General features: G+C 70.7%; 14 protein-coding genes. 11 read left to right on the plus strand and 3 right to left on the minus strand.

Annotation, left to right across the window (positions count from 1 at the left end; translation table 11 throughout):
• Positions 1-92: 92 nt before the first annotated feature.
• Together WME96_RS35360 and WME96_RS35365 are read right to left on the minus strand one after the other, a co-directional pair.
• Positions 93-731 (minus strand): hypothetical protein, encoded by a 639-nt coding sequence (locus tag WME96_RS35360; RefSeq protein WP_061616008.1) that lies wholly within the window; start codon positions 729-731, stop codon positions 93-95.
• A 6-nt stretch (positions 732-737) separates the two neighbouring features.
• Positions 738-2141, minus strand: a complete 1404-nt coding sequence (locus WME96_RS35365; RefSeq protein ID WP_437285993.1) for a selenium-binding protein SBP56-related protein — start codon at positions 2139-2141, stop codon at positions 738-740.
• 535 nt (positions 2142-2676) lie between these two features.
• Here WME96_RS35365 and WME96_RS35370 point away from each other — a divergent pair.
• Positions 2677-4308 carry a hypothetical protein gene (locus WME96_RS35370; protein WP_437285994.1) on the plus strand — a complete coding sequence of 544 codons (1632 nt, stop codon included), beginning with the start codon at positions 2677-2679 and terminating at the stop codon, positions 4306-4308.
• Positions 4309-4768: 460 nt separating this feature from the next.
• Here WME96_RS35370 and WME96_RS35375 read toward each other — a convergent pair whose 3' ends face one another.
• The gene (locus WME96_RS35375) at positions 4769-5125 is read right to left on the minus strand and encodes an antibiotic biosynthesis monooxygenase family protein (protein ID WP_061608342.1); all 357 of its coding nucleotides are present in this window, start codon (positions 5123-5125) and stop codon (positions 4769-4771) included.
• Positions 5126-5872: 747 nt separating this feature from the next.
• Here WME96_RS35375 and WME96_RS35380 point away from each other — a divergent pair.
• The 10 genes from WME96_RS35380 (at position 5873) to WME96_RS35425 (ending at position 17325) form a co-directional block, all read left to right on the plus strand.
• Positions 5873-6991: an SDR family NAD(P)-dependent oxidoreductase gene (locus WME96_RS35380; RefSeq protein ID WP_437285995.1), complete on the plus strand. Its 1119-nt coding sequence runs from the start codon at positions 5873-5875 to the stop codon at positions 6989-6991.
• Positions 6988-8109, plus strand: coding sequence for an SDR family NAD(P)-dependent oxidoreductase (locus WME96_RS35385; protein ID WP_437285996.1), 1122 nt, complete (start codon positions 6988-6990; stop codon positions 8107-8109). The genes WME96_RS35380 and WME96_RS35385 overlap by 4 nt, the downstream gene beginning before the upstream one ends.
• Entirely contained in the window at positions 8106-9407 is a 1302-nt protein-coding gene (locus WME96_RS35390; protein WP_437285997.1) for a TIGR04295 family B12-binding domain-containing radical SAM protein, read from the plus strand. Before WME96_RS35385 ends, WME96_RS35390 begins: the two co-directional genes overlap by 4 nt.
• Positions 9400-10560: a glycosyltransferase family 4 protein gene (locus WME96_RS35395; protein WP_437285998.1), complete on the plus strand. Its 1161-nt coding sequence runs from the start codon at positions 9400-9402 to the stop codon at positions 10558-10560. Before WME96_RS35390 ends, WME96_RS35395 begins: the two co-directional genes overlap by 8 nt.
• A 5-nt stretch (positions 10561-10565) precedes the next feature.
• A complete protein-coding gene (locus tag WME96_RS35400; protein ID WP_437285999.1) occupies positions 10566-11702 on the plus strand; it encodes a CgeB family protein in 1137 nt (378 codons plus the stop codon).
• Positions 11699-12826, plus strand: coding sequence for a CgeB family protein (locus WME96_RS35405; protein WP_437286000.1), 1128 nt, complete (start codon positions 11699-11701; stop codon positions 12824-12826). Before WME96_RS35400 ends, WME96_RS35405 begins: the two co-directional genes overlap by 4 nt.
• A complete protein-coding gene (locus tag WME96_RS35410) occupies positions 12823-13923 on the plus strand; it encodes a CgeB family protein (RefSeq protein ID WP_437286001.1) in 1101 nt (366 codons plus the stop codon). The genes WME96_RS35405 and WME96_RS35410 overlap by 4 nt, the downstream gene beginning before the upstream one ends.
• Before the next feature lie 144 nt (positions 13924-14067).
• A complete protein-coding gene (locus tag WME96_RS35415) occupies positions 14068-15075 on the plus strand; it encodes a UDP-glucuronic acid decarboxylase family protein (protein WP_437286002.1) in 1008 nt (335 codons plus the stop codon).
• A gap of 121 nt (positions 15076-15196) precedes the next feature.
• On the plus strand, positions 15197-16510 hold the full coding sequence (locus WME96_RS35420) for an inositol-3-phosphate synthase (RefSeq protein WP_437286003.1): 1314 nt from the start codon (positions 15197-15199) through the stop codon (positions 16508-16510).
• A 245-nt stretch (positions 16511-16755) separates the two neighbouring features.
• Positions 16756-17325 carry a hypothetical protein gene (locus WME96_RS35425; RefSeq protein WP_437286004.1) on the plus strand — a complete coding sequence of 190 codons (570 nt, stop codon included), beginning with the start codon at positions 16756-16758 and terminating at the stop codon, positions 17323-17325.
• Positions 17326-17761 lie beyond the last annotated feature (436 nt).

Genomic DNA, 17761 nt, shown 5'->3' on the forward strand with positions numbered 1-17761 from the left:
GGGACACCGCCGCCCCGCGGCCGGCAGGCCGGCGGCCCGATGAGCACGCTCGCCGGCCTCCTAGTACACGAGGCCGCCCGCCTTCAAGCCGCTCAGAGCAGCACCGCGATGACGCCGGCCCCGATGAGCGCGACAGCCCAGGCGCGATCGAGGTTGAACCACGCCGTGCGGAGGATCGCGACGCCGAGCTTGTGATAGACAACGAGCGCGACCGCGGCGGCCGCCGCCATCATGGCGGCCGTGTGCACGAGGACGGCCGCGAGGTAGCCCGCGGGGCTCGTCAGCGACAGGCCGGCCGCGCTGTGACACCCGCCGCCGTGGCACGGAGCCGGGTTGTCGGCGCCGAGCAGGAAGACCGGGAGCAGCATGAGCCCCGCCCCGTGCGCGGTGGCCATCAGGAACGACCACCAGGTCAGATCGCGGAACCCCACGCGCATCCCGACCCACCTCGGGTGGCGCGGCCTCACCAGCTTGAGCACGCCGAACGCGACCAGCGCGGCCGCCGTGATCCAGCGCAGCGCCGCGGCGGGGACGCTCGCGAGCCCGAGCCCGAGCAGCGCGACCGTGAGGCCGATCGACGCCGCGTGGCCGACCGCGATCGGGACGAGCGCCCGCCCCACCGCGCGGCCGCTCTTCTCCTGCAAGCCGAGGGCGACCGCGAACAGCCAGCCCATGCCCGGGTTGATGCCGTGGTAAGCGCCGAGGAGCGCCAGCGTGAGCCAGGGCGTCATCGCCGCCTACGGGTAGCAGAACGAGTCGGACGACGCGTCGCCCCCCTCGAGCCGCACCTGGTGAGGCCTGAGCGGGCCGAAATCCACGAAGAACTCGGGGTCGAGCGCCATGCCCCCGCCGGGCGCCACATCGACCTTCGCCATCCAGCCGCCGACGCCCTCCGGATAGAACTGCTCGTCCCAGGAGGCATACAGCGAGTTCGTGAAATAGACCCGGCGCCCGTCGCGGCTCACCTCGACCATCTGCGGCCCGCCCCGCAGCGGCCCGGAGCGGCGATGCGCCGCCCTGCGGACGACACCCCCGAGGTGCACCGAGCCGGTCAGCTTCGGGTGGAACGGGTCCGACACATCGTACTGCCGGAGCTCGCCCGTGCCCCAGCAGGACACATAGAGAAACCGATCGTCGAGCGAGAGGTTGATGTCGGTGATGAGCGGCGGGACCGCCTTGAAGCCCTGGAGCAGCGGCGGCAGGGAGCCCGGGTCCGCGGGCTCGGCGGGCACCTCGATCACCTTGCGGATCGCCCACCTGTCGCCGTCGCGATGCCAGAGCCAGACCGAGGCGGACAGGTCCTTGACGCTCACGACCACGCCGACGAAGCCATAGGCCTTCGTCGGATCGTGCGCAGGGCGGAGCTCGAGCGCCATCTGGTGCTCGTCGCCGAGATCCAGCGCCTGGAGGTGCTTGCGCTTCCGGAGGTCCCAGACATGGACCCTGTGGCCGTACTTCTTGCCGAGGAGGAGCTCCGGATTCACGCCGTCCTCGATCATCCTCGGCGTCCCCCACTCGCTCGTGAGGAGGGTGTCGTGGCCGAGGTGCCACCAGAAGTCGTAGTGGAGGAACTGCGGCCCTCGGTCGATCTCCCAGCGGCCGAGGACATCGAAGCTCTCGCAGTCGAGCACGAAGATCCCGCCGGGCCCGTCGCCGTCGGGGCTGCCGAGCGCGCTCACGTAGATGCCGTCAGGGCCGCAGTGCAGCGTGTGCGGGCGCGAATAGCCGGCCTTCTTCGCGATCTCCTCGGCACGGACGGTGTGGACGAGCTCGGGGCGGCGCGGGTCCGACTTGACGTCGAAGACGAAGATGTTCGACGAGCGGAGCGCCGGGAGCAGCAGATAGCGGCGCTCCACGTGGGGGTGCGGCGCGTAGGGGCACAGCGCGGCGCTGCACGCGTTCCAGCCCGAGTGGTGGAGCTCGTCGCCGTAGGTCGGCAGCTCGTTGACCGAGACGAGCGTGCCATACGACGGCGACCTCGGATCGAGATCGACCACCGTGAGCGCGTCGTGGCGCAGCTCGCCCTGGCGCTTCAGCGCGGCGCCCGCGTCGAGCGCGGTCACATAGGCCAGCCGCTCGGGCGGCGCCTCCATCGCCAGCCGCGGAGACGGATAAAAGGTGGGATCCGGACGAAACCGCATGCGCTGGCCTCCTTCGTGAACGGGCCTCCGTTATAACAGAGGCCGCGCAGCGGGTCTACGCCCAGGGAGGGCGCTGCCGGTCGATCCGCCCCCGAATGTAGCGCGCGGCGGCTCGACGGCGCACGGCTCCCGCGCGTGCGCGAAGCGCGTGCGCCTGGAGGGACGATGCGCGCGGCGTGTCGGCGCGCGGGCGGGCGCGACGGCAATGCTTGCCACGCCCCCTGCCTTTCGTGAATGGCAATCCTTGCCAGGACGGCAAAGCTTGCCATGCGCAGGCTGGACCCGCGCGCGCGCACGCTCGGGCGGCAGGCGCTCCTGCGCCGCGCTCGGCGGGTCGCGGCGCGCGACTCGCCGGAAGCGCCCTCACGCCGCGGGGCGGCATGCCGATTGCGATGGTGCCAGCAGAGCCGGGCTGCCACGGCCGGGCCTCGCTCCGACGAGGCGCGCCGCGCAGCTACGGCCCGAGGCGGATCAGCCTCAGGAGCGCGAGCCGCTCCGGAGCGATCCCGGTCCGTCCCCCTCCACAGGAGCGATCATGCACCTTCGTTATGTCTCCAAGTTCCCCTTCATCGCAGCGGTGATGTGCGCCGCGGCGTCGATCTCCCTGGGCGCCTGCGGCGGCACGGATCCGGTCGACGACGTCGTCGCCGCGGCCGGCGAGGCCCAGGAGCTCACGGCCGAGAGCGCGGAGGCGCTGACGTGCCCCGCGTCCGTGCCGCACATGGACTTCCGGAAGTCCTTCATGGTCACGAAGGAGCGGGACCAGGCCATCCTGGCCCAGAACGAGTTCAAGCTCGAATCCGTCCTCAAGCAGATCATCGCCAGCGAAGGCTCCAACCAGGATGCCGAGGAGCTCTACAAGCGCTGGTGGGACACGCAGAACAAGTCCGGGACTGGCGCCGCCTTCACCGACGGCATCCACTGCAACGACAACGGCATGGTCGACGCGAACAATGGCCGGCTCAACGACTTCGAGTACGCGTGCCCCAGGCCCGAGGGCGCGCTCGCCCAGGCCGACAGCCACCCGTTCGACCCCGCGGACGATGACTTCATGGAGCCGATCGCGCTCGTGAACCGGTTTGACCTCGCGCCGGTGGACGGCGCGCACTGCGGCGAGTACCGGATCATCTACGCCAAGAAGTCCGGACAGACCAACATACTCAACCGCAATTTCATCATCTTCGAGGCCCAGCTCCCGAACCCGCACCCCGAGTGCGAGCTCGCCGCCTGCCTCCCGGTGGCGCAGTTCTGGGCGGACCTCTCCACCCTGGATGACGACACGCGCAAGGAGAAGCTCAAGGAGTTCTACGTCGACGGCCTGCCCGGCTTCGAGCCGGTCATCAAGGCGTCCCACTTCATGCAGGGGACCGGCCAGATCCGCACGAACCAGTTCATGGGCTTCCCGTGGATGCTCCGCGAGTTCAAGCTCGACAAGGACAACAACGGCCCGAACAGCTCGGTCAGGCTCTTCGTCAAGCCGGTCACGGTGAAGGACAACCCGTTCGGTCCCCTGTTCAGCAACTCCTACACCCCGGACCACACGGGCGACAACCGCGACGTCCTGTTCCAGAGCAGCTTCCTCGACGCCCTCGACGGGCTCGTGCCGGCCGGCGACGACGAGAACAAAATCTCGCTCCTCACGCTGCCCACCCCGGACGTCTACAACTCGGGCGAGAGCAAGGTGGACTCCAGCAACGACTACAAGGGGCAGATCCAGGGGAACACCGCGTTCATGACCAGCATCGAGACGGAGCTCGGTCCGATCCTCCAGGACCGCGGCCTCTGGCCCAACGCGGTCACGGCGGAGGACGCCGCCGCCCGCGCCACCACCCAGTCGTGCGCCGGGTGCCACCAGCTCAGCGGCAGCGGCAGCCTCGGCGGCTTCCACGTGTGGCTGGGGCACGACTCGTCTCGCACGCCCAGCTCGTTCGTCCACGTCGACGAGCAGGGCCAGATCTCGGCGCAGCTCGAGTGGAAGTTCCTCCCCCACCGGTGGCAGGTCCTCAAGTCGTTCATCGAGGAGGCGTCGTGCGAGGGGGCCTGCTCCTCGACGGCCGCCAGCGCCGCTTTCTCGTCGTTCAGCGCCGCTGCCTCGGCGACCAGCGCCGATGCCCCCCTGGACGGCGAGGAGCACGTCCCCACGCTCGGCGGCTCGACGACCCACTGAGGCCGCGGCTCGTGGCCTGATCCCCCGCCCTGCTTCGCGCGGAGCCGCCGAGACGCGGCTCCGCGCGGGCCCCGCTGCCTCCCGGCGGCGTCGCAGCCAGCCGATCTTCTCCCGCGAGCGGCGCCCGGTGTGGCGCCATGAGCTCCCTCCAGCGATCCGGCGGCAGCCTCGATCGGGCGCGCAGGTGACGGCGACCTCGAGCGAGAAGACCGCCAGCGCCCTGCGGGTCAGGTGCCGGCGATCGACACCAGCTCCGGAGCGATGCGCTCCAGCGCCGTCCCCTCGCACCCTGGATGCTGCGGGGCTCGACTGCCCTTCGTGGCAGCCCGGCTGATGGAGTGTCATCGCAATCGGTATGCCGGCGGCGCCCCTCACCCGTGCGCTCCGGGCGGCGTCGAGCAGGGACGCGCTCCGCCCTCCCCGACGGCGCTCGCGACCGCCGGGCAGGCAGGCCCTCCCTTCACTCCTGCAGATCGGTGCTGAGGAACACCTCGTGGATATCGAGCTTGCTCGGGCCCGCGAACATCTCCTTCGGCGCGCGGTTCCGGTGCGCCTCCGCGAACGCGGGGCTCCTCGTCCAGGCGATGAAGTCGTCCATCGATCGCCACCAGGTCTTCACCTCGTAGAACCCCTGGGCGTCCGGGTCCGGGCTCCACGCGCCCGTCGCGTGGTCGAGCTTCATCGGCTTCGGCCGGTGCACCTCGTTCCGGATGAAGCCGGGCGCGCGGTCGACCAGATGAACCCGGTTCTTGAAGCGGTCCTCGAAATCGGCCTCGTGGCCCTCGGCGACAGGAATGCGGTTGGTGACGACGATCATGGCTCCTCTCCTTGCTGACTCCTCCGTGGTGCCGGAGACCCGCAGCCGGGCGACGGCGAGCTTAGCAGCACTCCCACCCCGTCGGGGACAGCACCGCGCGCTCCCCCTCATCTTGCGACAGATATTCGTAGAATTTCCCCTCGCTCATCGGAATGCGAATCAGGACGCCCGGCCGGCAAGAAGGGTGCGGCGCCGCCGAATCGGGCCGAATCGGATTGACACGCCCGCCTTCCGGCTCCTTTATCCGGGAGGTCTGTCCACCACGGGGTGGCTCGGGAGAAAGATCGAAAGCGCTGAGCAATGCGCTGTGAAGCAGTGGCTACGGAAGCTCCCTAGAACCAACACTGGTATCCCCTGATGTCGCGCCGACCTGTCGATTCGTCACCTCCGCGTCCCGTGCTGCGTTTCGCGCGGTACACACCTGCCCAGGGGCCTGTCAGTCAAATCACGGATAGCTTGACGGAATCAGAGTAGTCCTCGTTGGAACTGAGGAGCTCGTACTGGACGGGAACGTGTCGAAACTCTCACAGACCGGTCTTGCGGGCTCGTGGATTACATGTTACTCGGATGGCGTCCGGGGCATCGATCGTACGATGTCCGTAGCGAACAGACCCGGACACGCCGCGCAGCGGATCGTTCAGACTGCAGGGCGGCAGCACGGGAGACCTGCCTCGATCGTCAGGTCTCGCCTGGTCCGCTCAGGCGCGTGGCGATGTGCCACGCAATGAATCATCGACCAAGAGGAATATGGCCAGTCACGTCCTCATCACGGGTGGAGCGGGGTTCATCGGCTCGCACGTCGCCGACGAGCTCCTGCGCCAGGGACACCGCGTCCGCGCGCTCGACAGCCTCCTACCCCAGGTGCACGGCCCCGAGCGCCAGCGCCCGGCGTACCTCGACCCGGAGGTCGAGCTCATCGTGGGCGATGTCCGCGACAGGGAGGCGGTGAGGTCAGCGCTCCGCGGCGTGGACGTCGTCTACCACTTCGCGGCCATGGTCGGGGTCGGACAGAGCATGTACCAGATCGAGGAGTACACCTCGGTCAACAACCTCGGCACCGCCGTGCTGCTCGAGGCGCTCGCCGAGAAGCCGGTGTCGCGGCTGATCGTCGCCTCCAGCATGAGCGTGTACGGCGAGGGGCTCTACCGGACCGCCTCCGGGACGGTGGTCGCCGGGGCGAGCCGCCCGCTCGATCAGCTCAAGCGCGGCGACTGGGAGGTCCGGAGCGAGGCGGGCGAGGTGCTCGTGCCCATCCCGACCCCCGAGTCGAAGACGCCGGCGCTCGAGTCGGTCTATGCGCTCTCCAAGTACGACCAGGAGCGGCTCTGCCTGACGATCGGGCGCGCCTACAACATCCCGACCGTCGCCCTCCGCTTCTTCAACGTCTATGGCCGCCGCCAGGCCCTCTCGAACCCCTATACCGGCGTCCTCGCCATCTTCGCCTCGCGGCTCCTCAACGACCGTCCCCCGCTGATCTTCGAGGACGGGCTCCAGCGGCGCGACTTCGTGAGCGTCGCCGACATCTCCCGCGCCTGCGTCCGGGTGATGACGGCCGACTCGGCCGTGGGCCAGGTGCTCAACATCGGCAGCGGAAAGTCGTACACCGTGCGCGAGGTCGCCGAGCACGTCCGGAAGGTGATGGGCAAGGACCGGATCGACCCCGAGATCACCGGGAAATCGCGGCTCGGCGACATCCGGCACTGCTTCGCCGACATCGGCGCGGCGCAGCGCAAGATCGGGTATGAGCCCCAGGTCTCTCTCGAAGAAGGGCTCCGCGATCTCGCTGGCTGGCTCGAGGGGCAGGTGGCGAAGGACGCTGTCGCCCAGGCCCGCGCCGAGCTGGAGCGCCGGGGGCTGACGGTATGAGCGCCGCGGAGCTCGATGCGACAAGCGCGGCCGGCGCGCCGGCGCGCCCGGCGCTGATCACCGGCGGCGCCGGCTTCATCGGGGCCAACGTGGCCCACCGCCTGCTCCAGGCGGGCGAGTCGGTGATCCTCTTCGACAACCTCTCGCGGCCCTCCGTGGCGCGCAACGTGGACTGGCTGAAGCGGGTCCACGGCGACCGCGTCACGCTGATCACCGGCGACGTGCGGGACGCCGGCGCGGTGGCCGATGCGGTCCGGCGCGCCTCGAGCGTCTTCCATTTCGCCGCCCAGGTCGCGGTCACGACCAGCCTGGTCCGGCCGGTGGAGGACTTCGAGATCAACGCCCGCGGGACGCTCAACGTCCTCGAGGCGATCCGCGCCCAGAGCTCCCCGCCGCCGCTCCTCTTCACCTCGACCAACAAGGTGTACGGCGGCCTCCCCGACGTCCCGCTCCAGTGCCGGGACCGGCACTACGAGCCCGAGGATCCGAGGCTCCGCGCCTCCGGCATCTCCGAGGCCCGCCCGCTCGACTTCCACAGCCCGTACGGCTGCTCCAAGGGCACGGCGGACCAGTACGTCATCGATTACGCCCGCACCTTCGGGCTTCCGGCGGCGGTGTTCCGGATGAGCTGCATCTACGGCCCGCGCCAGTTCGGGACCGAGGACCAGGGCTGGGTGGCCCACTTCCTCCTCCAGGCGCTCCGGCGGGAGGCGATCACGCTGTACGGCGACGGAATGCAGGTCCGGGACGTGCTGTTCATCGACGACCTCGTCGACGCCTTCCTCCTCGCCCGCAAGAACATCGAGCAGATCTCCGCGACGGCGTTCAACATCGGCGGGGGCCCGGAGAACACCATCAGCCTGCTCGAGCTGCTCGACCTCATCGAGGAGCTCGACGGCAAGCGCCCCGCGACCGGCTTCGAGGCGTGGCGGCCCGGAGATCAGCGCTACTACGTCTCCGATTGCCGCCGGTTCTCCGCGGCCACGGGGTGGTGGCCGCGCGTCCGGGTCCGCGAGGGCGTCCGCAAGCTCCACGGCTGGCTTCAGGAGATGACCGGCACCGGCAAGGCCGCCGCCGGCCAGGCGACCGAGGAGCTGCGCATGGAGGGCGTCGGGTGAGGTTCGCGCTCGTCAACCCGCCCTGGAGCTTCGAGGGGAGCATCTATTTCGGGTGCCGCGAGCCGCACCTGCCGCTCGAGTACGGCTACGCCAGGGCGCTGCTCGAGGCCGCGGGGCACGAGGCGACGATCGTCGACGCCCAGGCCCGGAGTCTCTCCCAGGAGGCCGTGCGCGACGAGGTGGCCGCGCTCCGCCCCGACGCCGTCGTGGTGACCACCGCGCCGAGCTACCTCTTCTGGCGCTGCGCGCCGCCCGAGCTCCGGGTCCCGCAGCAGACGCTCCACGCCCTGCGCGGCCTGCCGGGCCTCCGGTTCGCCGTGGGCCCCCACGCCTCCACCACCCCGCGCGCCACCCTGCGCAAGCTCGGGGTCGACGCGGTCGTGATGGGCGAGTGCGAGGAGGTGCTGGTGAAGCTCGCCGATCTCCCGCGCTCGCGCTGGGGCGAGATCGCGTCGATCGCGTACGTCGACGGCGACGAGGCGCGCGTGCAGGGCGGCCCGCACGGCGCCGACATGACCCGGCTCCCGGCCCTGCGCTGGGACGACGCCACGATGGCGCGCCACGCCCACCATCACCACCGCTTCGACAGCACGCCGGTCGGCCCGGGCGCCGAGGTCGAGGCGTCGCGAGGGTGCCCCTACCACTGCACCTTCTGCGCGAAGGACAACTTCCGCGACCGCTACCGCAAGCGCCCGCTCCCGGTGCTCCTCGACGAGCTCGACGGGCTCATCGCGCAGGGCGTCCGCTACGTCTATTTCATCGACGAGATCTTCCTCCCCGACCGCCCGCTGCTCGAGGCGCTCGTGGATCGCCCTGTGTCGTTCGGCATCCAGATGCGCATCGACAACTGGAGCCGCGAGATGCTCGATCTGCTCGGGAAAGCGGGGTGCGTCTCGATCGAGGCGGGGGTGGAGAGCATCACGAAGGAGGGCAGGAGCCTGCTGGCCAAGCACTGCAAGCTCTCGACAGAGCAGCTCAGCGATCTCCTGATCCACGCGAAGAAGAGCGTCCCCTTCGTCCAGGCGAACCTGATCCAGTCGCAGACCGACGACCCGGCGGACGTCACCGCCTTCCGGGAGCGGCTCCGGCAGCACGGCGTCTGGGCGAACGAGCCGGTGCCGATGTTCCCGTACCCGGGCTCGCCCGATTACACGATGCGCTGGGGTCGCCCCGACGACCAGGCGTGGGAGCGCTCGGTCGAGCATTACCTCGTTCAGTTCGATCACTTCAGCGACATCCAGGAGAGCCGCCCCCTGCCGCTCTCCGAGCTGGAAGTCGCCGCGCCGGGCCATGGGTAACGCCTTGCACGAGCTCGGCTCCGTCCTGATGACCGCCGACACGGTGGGAGGCGTCTTCTCCTACGCGATCGAGCTCGCGCGCGCGCTCGCGGCGCACGGGGTGCGGACGTCGCTCGCCACGATGGGCGGGCCGCTCTCGGCGCCCCAGCGCGAGGCCGCGGGCGGCGTGCCCGGGCTCGCCGTCTTCGAGAGCTCGTACCGGCTCGAGTGGATGGACGACCCCTGGGACGACGTCGCGCGCGCCGGCGACTGGCTCCTCGATCTCGAGCAGCGCGTCCGCCCGGACGTTGTCCACCTGAACGGCTACGCGCACGGCGCGCTCGGCTTCCGCGCGCCGACGCTCGTGGTGGCGCACTCCTGCGTCCTCTCCTGGTGGTCCGCCGTCCTCGGCGGGGAGGCGCCGCCGCAGTACGATCGCTACCGGCGCGAGGTGGCCCGCGGGCTCGCCGCCGCGTCCGCGGTGGTGGCGCCGACCCGGGCGATGCTCGACGCCCTGCTGCGCCACCACGGCGCGCTCTCCCCCCACACGCGCGCGGCGGTGATCCCCAACGCGGCCGACCCCGATCGGTTCGCCCCGCAGCCCAAGGAGGCGTTCCTCCTCGCGGTCGGGCGGCTCTGGGACCAGGCCAAGAACGTCGCGGCGCTCGGCGAGGTGGCCCCTCACCTGCCCTGGCCGATCCGGGTGGCCGGCAGCGACGTCCACCCCGGCGGGGGCTCTCGGCCGATCCCGTCGCTCGAGCACCTCGGCGTGCTCTCTCCCTCCGGCGTCGCCGGCGCGCTCGCCCGCGCGTCGATCTACGCGCACCCGGCCCGCTACGAGCCGTTCGGCCTGTCGGTCCTCGAGGCGGCGCTCTCCGGCTGCGCGCTCGTCCTGGGCGACATCCCGAGCCTGCGCGAGATCTGGCGGGACGCGGCCCTCTACGTCGATCCCGGCGACGCGGAGGCGCTCCGGCGCGCGCTCCAGGCGCTGATCGACGATCCCGGCGCCCGCCAGGAGATGGCGTCCCGCGCCCGCGCCCGCGCCCTCGACTTCTCGCCGCGGCGGATGGTCCGCGGCTACCTGCACCTCTACGGCGACCTCCGCCGGCGCGCCTTCGCCGCGAGGCGCTCGCCGGCGCGCGAGGCCGCCGCGGCCGCCGTGGGAGGCGAGTGAGCCCCATGCGCATCGTCCTGTTCTGCCATTCGCTGCTGTCCGACTGGAACCACGGCAACGCGCACTTCCTCCGCGGCGTTGTCACCGAGCTCGCCGAGCGCGGGCACGAGGTCCGCGTCTTCGAGCCGCGGGACGCCTGGAGCCTCCAGAACCTCGTCGCCGACCACGGCGAGGCGCCGCTGCGCGAGGTGCGGGACGTCTACCCGCGCCTCGACCCGATCCGGTACGACCTCGCCTCGCTCGACCTGGATCAGGCGCTCGAGGGCGCCTCGCTGGTGATCGTCCACGAGTGGAGCGATCCCGAGCTGGTCGCCCGCGTCGGCGCGCACCGGACGGGCGCCTCGTACCGGCTGCTCTTCCACGACACGCACCACCGGTCGGTCACGGATCCCGGGGCCATGGCCCGCTACGACCTCACCCACTACGACGGCGTCCTCGCCTTCGGCCGGGTGATCCGCGACATCTACCTCGAGCGACGGTGGGCCCGCCGCGCCTTCATCTGGCACGAGGCCGCGGACGCGCGGGTGTTCCGGCCGCGCCGCGACGTGAAGCCCGAGCGCGACCTCGTGTGGGTCGGCAACTGGGGCGACGAGGAGCGCACGCGCGAGCTCGACGAGTTCCTGATCGGCCCGGCGCGCGACCTCCGCCTCTCCGCCCGCGTGCACGGGGTGCGCTACCCCGAGCACGCCCGCGCCGCCCTCGAGGCCGCCGGGATCGAGTACCGCGGCTGGCTCCCGAATTACCGCGCACCCGACGCGTTCGCGCGGGCGCGGGTGACCGTCCACGTGCCGCGGCGGCCCTACGTCGCGTCGCTCCCCGGCATCCCGACCATCCGGCCGTTCGAGGCCCTGGCGTGCGCGATCCCGCTCGTCTGCTCGCCGTGGAGCGACGCGGAGGAGCTGTTCTCGCCCGGGCTCGACTACCTCGTCGCCCGCGACGGCGAGGAGATGAAAAAGCACCTGCGGGCGCTCCTCGCCGAGCCCGCGATGGCCGCCGAGCTGGCGGAGCGGGGGCGCAAGACCGTCCTCGCGCGCCACACCTGCGCCCACCGCGTCAACGAGCTGCTGAGCATCTCGGTCGACCTCGGCATCGAGGTCGACCGCCCCGCGCCCGCCGCCACCACCCAGCGAGCCACCGCATGAACCGACGCCCGACCTCGAGCCGATCGCTCACCATCGCCTTCTTCGGATCGAGCCTCGTCTCCGCCTACTGGAACGGAGCCGCCACCTACTACCGCGGCATCATCCGCGCCCTCGCCGCGCGCGGCCACCGGGTCACCTTCTACGAGCCGGACGCCTACGACCGGCAGAAGCACCGCGACATCGAGGACCCGCCGTGGGCCCGCGTGGTGGTCTACTCCGGCACCGACCCGGCCGAGCCCCGGCGGCTCGTCGAGCAGGCGCGGAGCGCGGACGTCGTCGTCAAGGCGAGCGGCGTCGGCGTGTTCGACGAGCTCCTCGAGGCCGAGGTCGCCGCGCTCGATCGGCCGGGGCTCACGACCATCTTCTGGGACGTCGACGCGCCGGCCACGCTCGAGCGGGTCCGGACCGACCCGTCCGACGCGTTCCGGCCGCAGATCCCGCGCTACGGCCTGGTCTTCACCTACGGCGGCGGCGACCCCGTGGTGCGCGGCTACGAGGCGCTCGGCGCGCGGCGCTGCGTGCCGATCTACAACGCGCTCGACCCCGAGACGCACTTCGAGGTCGCGCCGGATCCGCGGTTCGACTGCGACTTCGCGCTCCTCGCCAACCGCCTGCCGGACCGCGAGAAGCGCGTCGACGAGTTCTTCCTCCGGCCCGCGGCCGCGCTCCCCGGGCTGAGGTTCCTGCTCGGCGGCAACGGCTGGCAGGACAAGGCGATGCCGCCGAACGTCCGGTACGTCGGGCACGTCTACACCGCGGACCACAACGCCTTCAACGCGAGCGCGCGCGCGGTGCTGAACGTGGCGCGCGACAGCATGGCGTCGGTCGGCTTCTCGCCGGCGACCCGGGTCTTCGAGGCCGCGGGCGCGGCCGCGTGCCTCATCACCGACGCGTGGGAGGGGATCGAGCTCTTCCTGGAGCCCGAGCGCGAGGTGCTGGTCGCCAGGAACGGCGACGAGGTCGCGCAGCTCCTCCGGGCGCTCACGCCCGAGCGGGCGCGCGCGATCGGCAAGGCGGCGAAGCAGCGCGTGCTCGCCGCGCACACCTACGCGGAGCGGGCGAAGCAGGTCGAAGCGCTGCTCGCCCGCCCTGACGACGCAACCCTCACCGCGACCGCTCCGTGAAGACAACCTCCTTCGTTTTCCTGGGCCTCTCGATCACCTCGTCGTGGGGCAACGGCCACGCGACCACCTACCGCGGGCTGATCAAGCGGCTGGCCCAGCGCGGGCACCGCGTGCTGTTCCTCGAGCGGGACCTCTGGTTCTACGCGGAGAACCGCGATCTCCCGAGCCCGCCCTACGGCCAGACCGAGCTCTACCAGGGCCTCGACGACCTCCGCGCGCGCTTCGGCGAGGCGGTGCGCGACGCGGACGTGGTGGTGGTCGGGTCGTACGTGCCCGACGGGGTCGCGGTCGGCGCCTGGGTGACGGAGACGGCGCGCGGGAAGACGGCGTTCTACGACATCGACACGCCGGTGACGCTGAAGAAGCTCGAGCGGGGCGACACCGAGTACCTGTCGGCGGCGCTGATCCCGCGGTACGACCTCTACCTCTCGTTCACCGGCGGCCCCACGCTCGACCTGCTCGAGCGCCGCTACGGGGCGAAGCGGGCGCGCCCGCTCTACTGCTCGGTGGATCCGGACGAGTACTTCCCGGAGCGCGTCTCGCCCCGGTGGGATCTCGGTTATCTCGGCACCTACAGCGCCGATCGCCAGCCCACGCTGGACCGGCTGCTGGTCGAGCCGGCGCGCCGCTGGGGGCAGGGCCGCTTCGCGGTGGCCGGGCCGCAGTACCCGGCGGACATCGCGTGGCCGGCCAACGTCGACCGGACGGATCACATCCCGCCGGGCGAGCACCGCGGCTTCTACGGCGCGCAGCGCTTCACGCTCAACGTCACGCGGCAGGACATGATCGAGGCGGGGTATTCGCCGAGCGTGCGCCTGTTCGAGGCGGCGGCGTGCGGCGTGCCGGTGATCAGCGACGACTGGCCGGGGCTCGACGAGCTCTTCGAGCCTGGCAAGGAGATCCTGGTCGCCCGCTCCTCGGAGGAGGCGCTGCGCATGCTGCGCGAGTTCCCCGAGCGGGAGCGGATCGCGATCGGGCAGCGGGCGCGCGAGCGCGTGCTCGCCCGGCACACCGCGGCGCACCGCGCCGAGGCGCTCGAGAGGTATGCCCGGGAGCTGCTCGATGAGCGGGAGCTCCCAGGGGACCGGAGACAGTGACATCGACGTGCGGTGTCGGGCTTGGAACAGCGTGCTGCCAATGAAGGATGACGGAGCGACCGTGACGAGGATGGATCCCATCGCGCTGCCCCCTCGGGGGGTTGGCGGGCGGTCGTCGTCTTCTGGAGAGGAGGTCAGAGAGACATGAGCGCTGCGCTGCGCATCCTGGTGACCGGAGGCGCCGGCTTCGTCGGCTCCCACCTGTGTGATCGGCTGATCCGCGAGGGCCACGAGGTCGTCGCGCTCGACGATCTCTCGACCGGCTCCAAGGCCAACGTCGCCCACCTCCTCCACCACCGCCGCTTCCGGCTGATGGAGCACGACGTCACCCAGCCGTACGACCTCAAGGTCGACCGCATCTACAACCTCGCCTCGCCGGCGAGCCCGCCGCATTACCAGCGCGATCCGGTCCGGACGACGATGGTCAACGTGGTGGGCGTGCACAACGCGCTGAGGCTCGCCGAGGGCTGCGGGGCGCGGGTGTTCCAGGCGTCGACCAGCGAGGTCTACGGCGATCCCGACGTCCACCCGCAGCCGGAGAGCTACCGCGGCTCGGTGAACCCGATCGGGATCCGCTCGTGTTACGACGAGGGGAAGCGCTGCGCCGAGTCGCTGGTGATGGACTTCCACCGTCGCCGCGGCGTCGAGGTCCGGATGGCGCGGATCTTCAACACCTACGGTCCGCGGATGGCGCTCGACGACGGGCGCGTGGTGTCGAACTTCATCGTCCAGGCGCTCCGGGGCGAGGATCTGACGGTGTACGGCGCCGGCTCGCAGACGCGGAGCTTCTGTTACGTGGACGATCTCGTCGAGGGGATCGTGCGGCTGATGGAGCACCCGACGGAGACGGGCCCGGTGAACCTCGGGAACCCCGAGGAGTTCACGGTGCTGGAGCTCGCCGAGGAGGTGATCCACCTGACCGGGAGCCGGAGCCGCATCGCGTTCCGCCCGTTGCCGCAGGACGATCCGCGGCAGCGGCAGCCGGTCATCGATCACGCGAAGCGGGTGCTCGGGTTCGAGCCGAAGGTGCCGCTCCGGGTGGGGTTGCGCCGGACGATCGAGGGGTTCCGGGGCGTGCTCGGGCTGGCTCGCCACGCGCCCGGGCTCGCGTCGGAGAGCGACGCGCCGCTGCCGCAGGCCGCGAACGGCTGAGCCGGCAGAGAACAACAGGCCGGGAGCGGCTGCGCTGGGAAACGAGCAGCCCGGAAACGGCTGCGCTGGGAAACGAGCAGCCCGAGAGCGGCTGAGCTGAATCGAGCGAGGAGATGATCGGATGAAGCAGCCGCAGAAGCTGGCGAAGCCGCAGGGGAAGCTGGCCGTGCTCCTCCCGGGGCTCGGGGCCGTGTCGACGACGACGATCGCGGGCGTGATGCTCGCGCGGCGCGGGGTGGCCGCGCCGGTGGGGGCGCTATCCCAGCTCGGGACGATCCGACTCGGCAAGCGCACGGAGAACCGCTCCCCGAGGATCAAGGATTTCGTCCCGCTGACGTCGCTCGATGATCTGGAGTTCGGCGGCTGGGACATCTTCCCTGACAACGCCCATGAGGCGGCGGTCGAGGCGAAGGTGCTCGAGGCGGCGCACCTCGATGCCGTCCGCGAGGAGCTCTCCGGGGTGACGCCGATGAAGGCGGTGTTCTACCCGGACTACGTGCGCCGGCTCCACGGCCCGCACGTGAAGACGGGCCGCAACAAGGCCGACATGGTGGAGCAGGTGCGGGACGACATCCGCGGCTTCGTGCGGTCGCGCGGGGCGGACCGGGCGGTGGCGGTGTGGTGTGGATCGACGGAGATCTTCATCGCGCCGTCGGAGGTGCACCAGTCGGTGGCCGCGTTCGAGGCGGGACTCCTGTCGAACCACCCTGGCATCTCGAACTCGCAGATCTACGCCTGGGCGTGCATCAAGGAGGGGGTCCCGTTCGCGAACGGGGCGCCGAACCTGACCGTCGATTTCCCGGCGGCGTCGGAGCTCTCGCGCGATCACGGGGTGCCGATCGCGGGCAAGGACTTCAAGACGGGGCAGACCCTGATGAAGACGGTGATCGCGCCGGCGCTCAAGGCGCGGATGCTCGGGATCTCGGGGTGGTTCTCGACGAACATCCTCGGCAACCGCGACGGCGTGGTGCTCGACGACCCGGACTCGTTCAAGACGAAGGAGGCGTCGAAGCTCAGCGTGCTCGAGCAGATCCTCCAGCCGGGTCTCTACAAGGAGCTGTATTCGAAGCTCTACCACAAGGTGCGGATCGAGCATTATCCGCCGCGCGGGGACGCGAAGGAGGGGTGGGACAACATCGATCTCTTCGGGTGGCTCGGCTATCCGATGCAGATGAAGGTGAACTTCCTCTGCCGGGACTCGATCCTCGCGGCGCCGATCGTGCTCGATCTGGCGCTGTTCCTGGACCTGGCGGCGCGGGCGGGGTTCAGCGGGACGCAGGAGTGGCTGAGCTTCTACTTCAAGAGCCCGATGACCGCGCCGGAGCTCTACCCTGAGCACGACCTGTTCATCCAGTCGATGAAGCTGAAGAACACGCTGCGCTGGATGATGGGCGAAGAGCTCATTACGCACCTCGGGAACGAGTACTACGACTGAGGAGCGCGTCGCGGCGCGGCGCGGTGGACCGCGCCGGGCGCGCGCTGGGCTCGTGAACGGGGTGAGCCCCGCAACGCGGGTGCGGTCCGCTGTTGTGCCATGATGTGCGTGCCATGGTGTGCCGATAGCGGGCGGCGCACCGGACGGCGCTGGAGAGAACGCCGTCCGGTGCGGAGCTTCTGCGCGTCCGGCGCAAGGGGATTGCTGCGCGGGGCACAGGGCATGGCCGTTGCAATGCGCGGGGCATGAACCTCCGTCGCGCATTTCAGCTCGCCGCGGTGGGCGCCGTGCTTGCGACAGCGCCTTCCTCCGCCATGGCCACGGCATGCCCCACCTCATCGGTCAAGGCAACGAACGTCGAGGTGGTGGTCACGCCGGAGACGGCGTGTCTCTACGTGGAGCTGGTCCATCCGCCATGCAAGGGCTGGATCGCGGTCGAGATCACGAACGGCTGCGAGGGACCGATCTCGCTGCCCGAGGATTTCACCTGTCGAGACGAGGAGGGCGACGGGTGCGATCTCGCGCTGGGCGAGCGCGAGCTGGCGGTGCTGAATGTGCCTGAGGACGGCCACCACGAGGTGGAGTACGCGGTCACGCGGGATGGCGCGCCTGTCGAGGTGCACGTCAGCTTCGATGCAAAGGTAAATAAGGGGACGAACGAGATGGGGCCGACGTCGATGTGCTCGCTGGGCGCGCCGCGCTCCGAGGGAAAGGGCGTGAGCGTCGCGGCGGCGGCGACGGCCGCGCTGGCCGTGGTCCTCGCGACGCGCCGAGGGAGCCGCAAGCGCGCTGGTGGGGCGAGGGGAAGAGCGTGAGTCGGCGGGCTCTCCCGGGCGCAGGCGGAGAAGCGTGATCTGCGACGGCCAGACGTCTGGCCACGCACAGCCAGACGTCTGGCCACGCACAGCCAGACGTCTGGCCACGCACAGCCAGACGTCTGGCCACGCACAGCCAGACGTCTGGCCATGGTCAACTTTGGCCCGCGCTGGTCAACATGGACCAGGATACGTCGGCTGGCGAGGCGGCCCTTGAGCCCGGCGGACCAGGGCGTGTCGTGTTCATGGGTTAGCCTGGCTTCGGTCGACCAGGATCAGAGAGATTCGAGCAATGGCTCGACTGTTGTTACTTATCGAGAACAAGCGCTCCCCGGTCCAGCTCCAGATCCGACCACTCGAGTTTCCGGCTCCATGGCGGGCCCGGGCGCAACGTGAATTGCCCATGACCGGCGTTTCTCAACGCGCCCTCGCGCGG

The sequence above is a fragment of the Sorangium sp. So ce406 genome (assembly GCF_051474675.1).
GTDB lineage: Bacteria > Myxococcota_A > Polyangia > Polyangiales > Polyangiaceae > Sorangium > Sorangium cellulosum_G.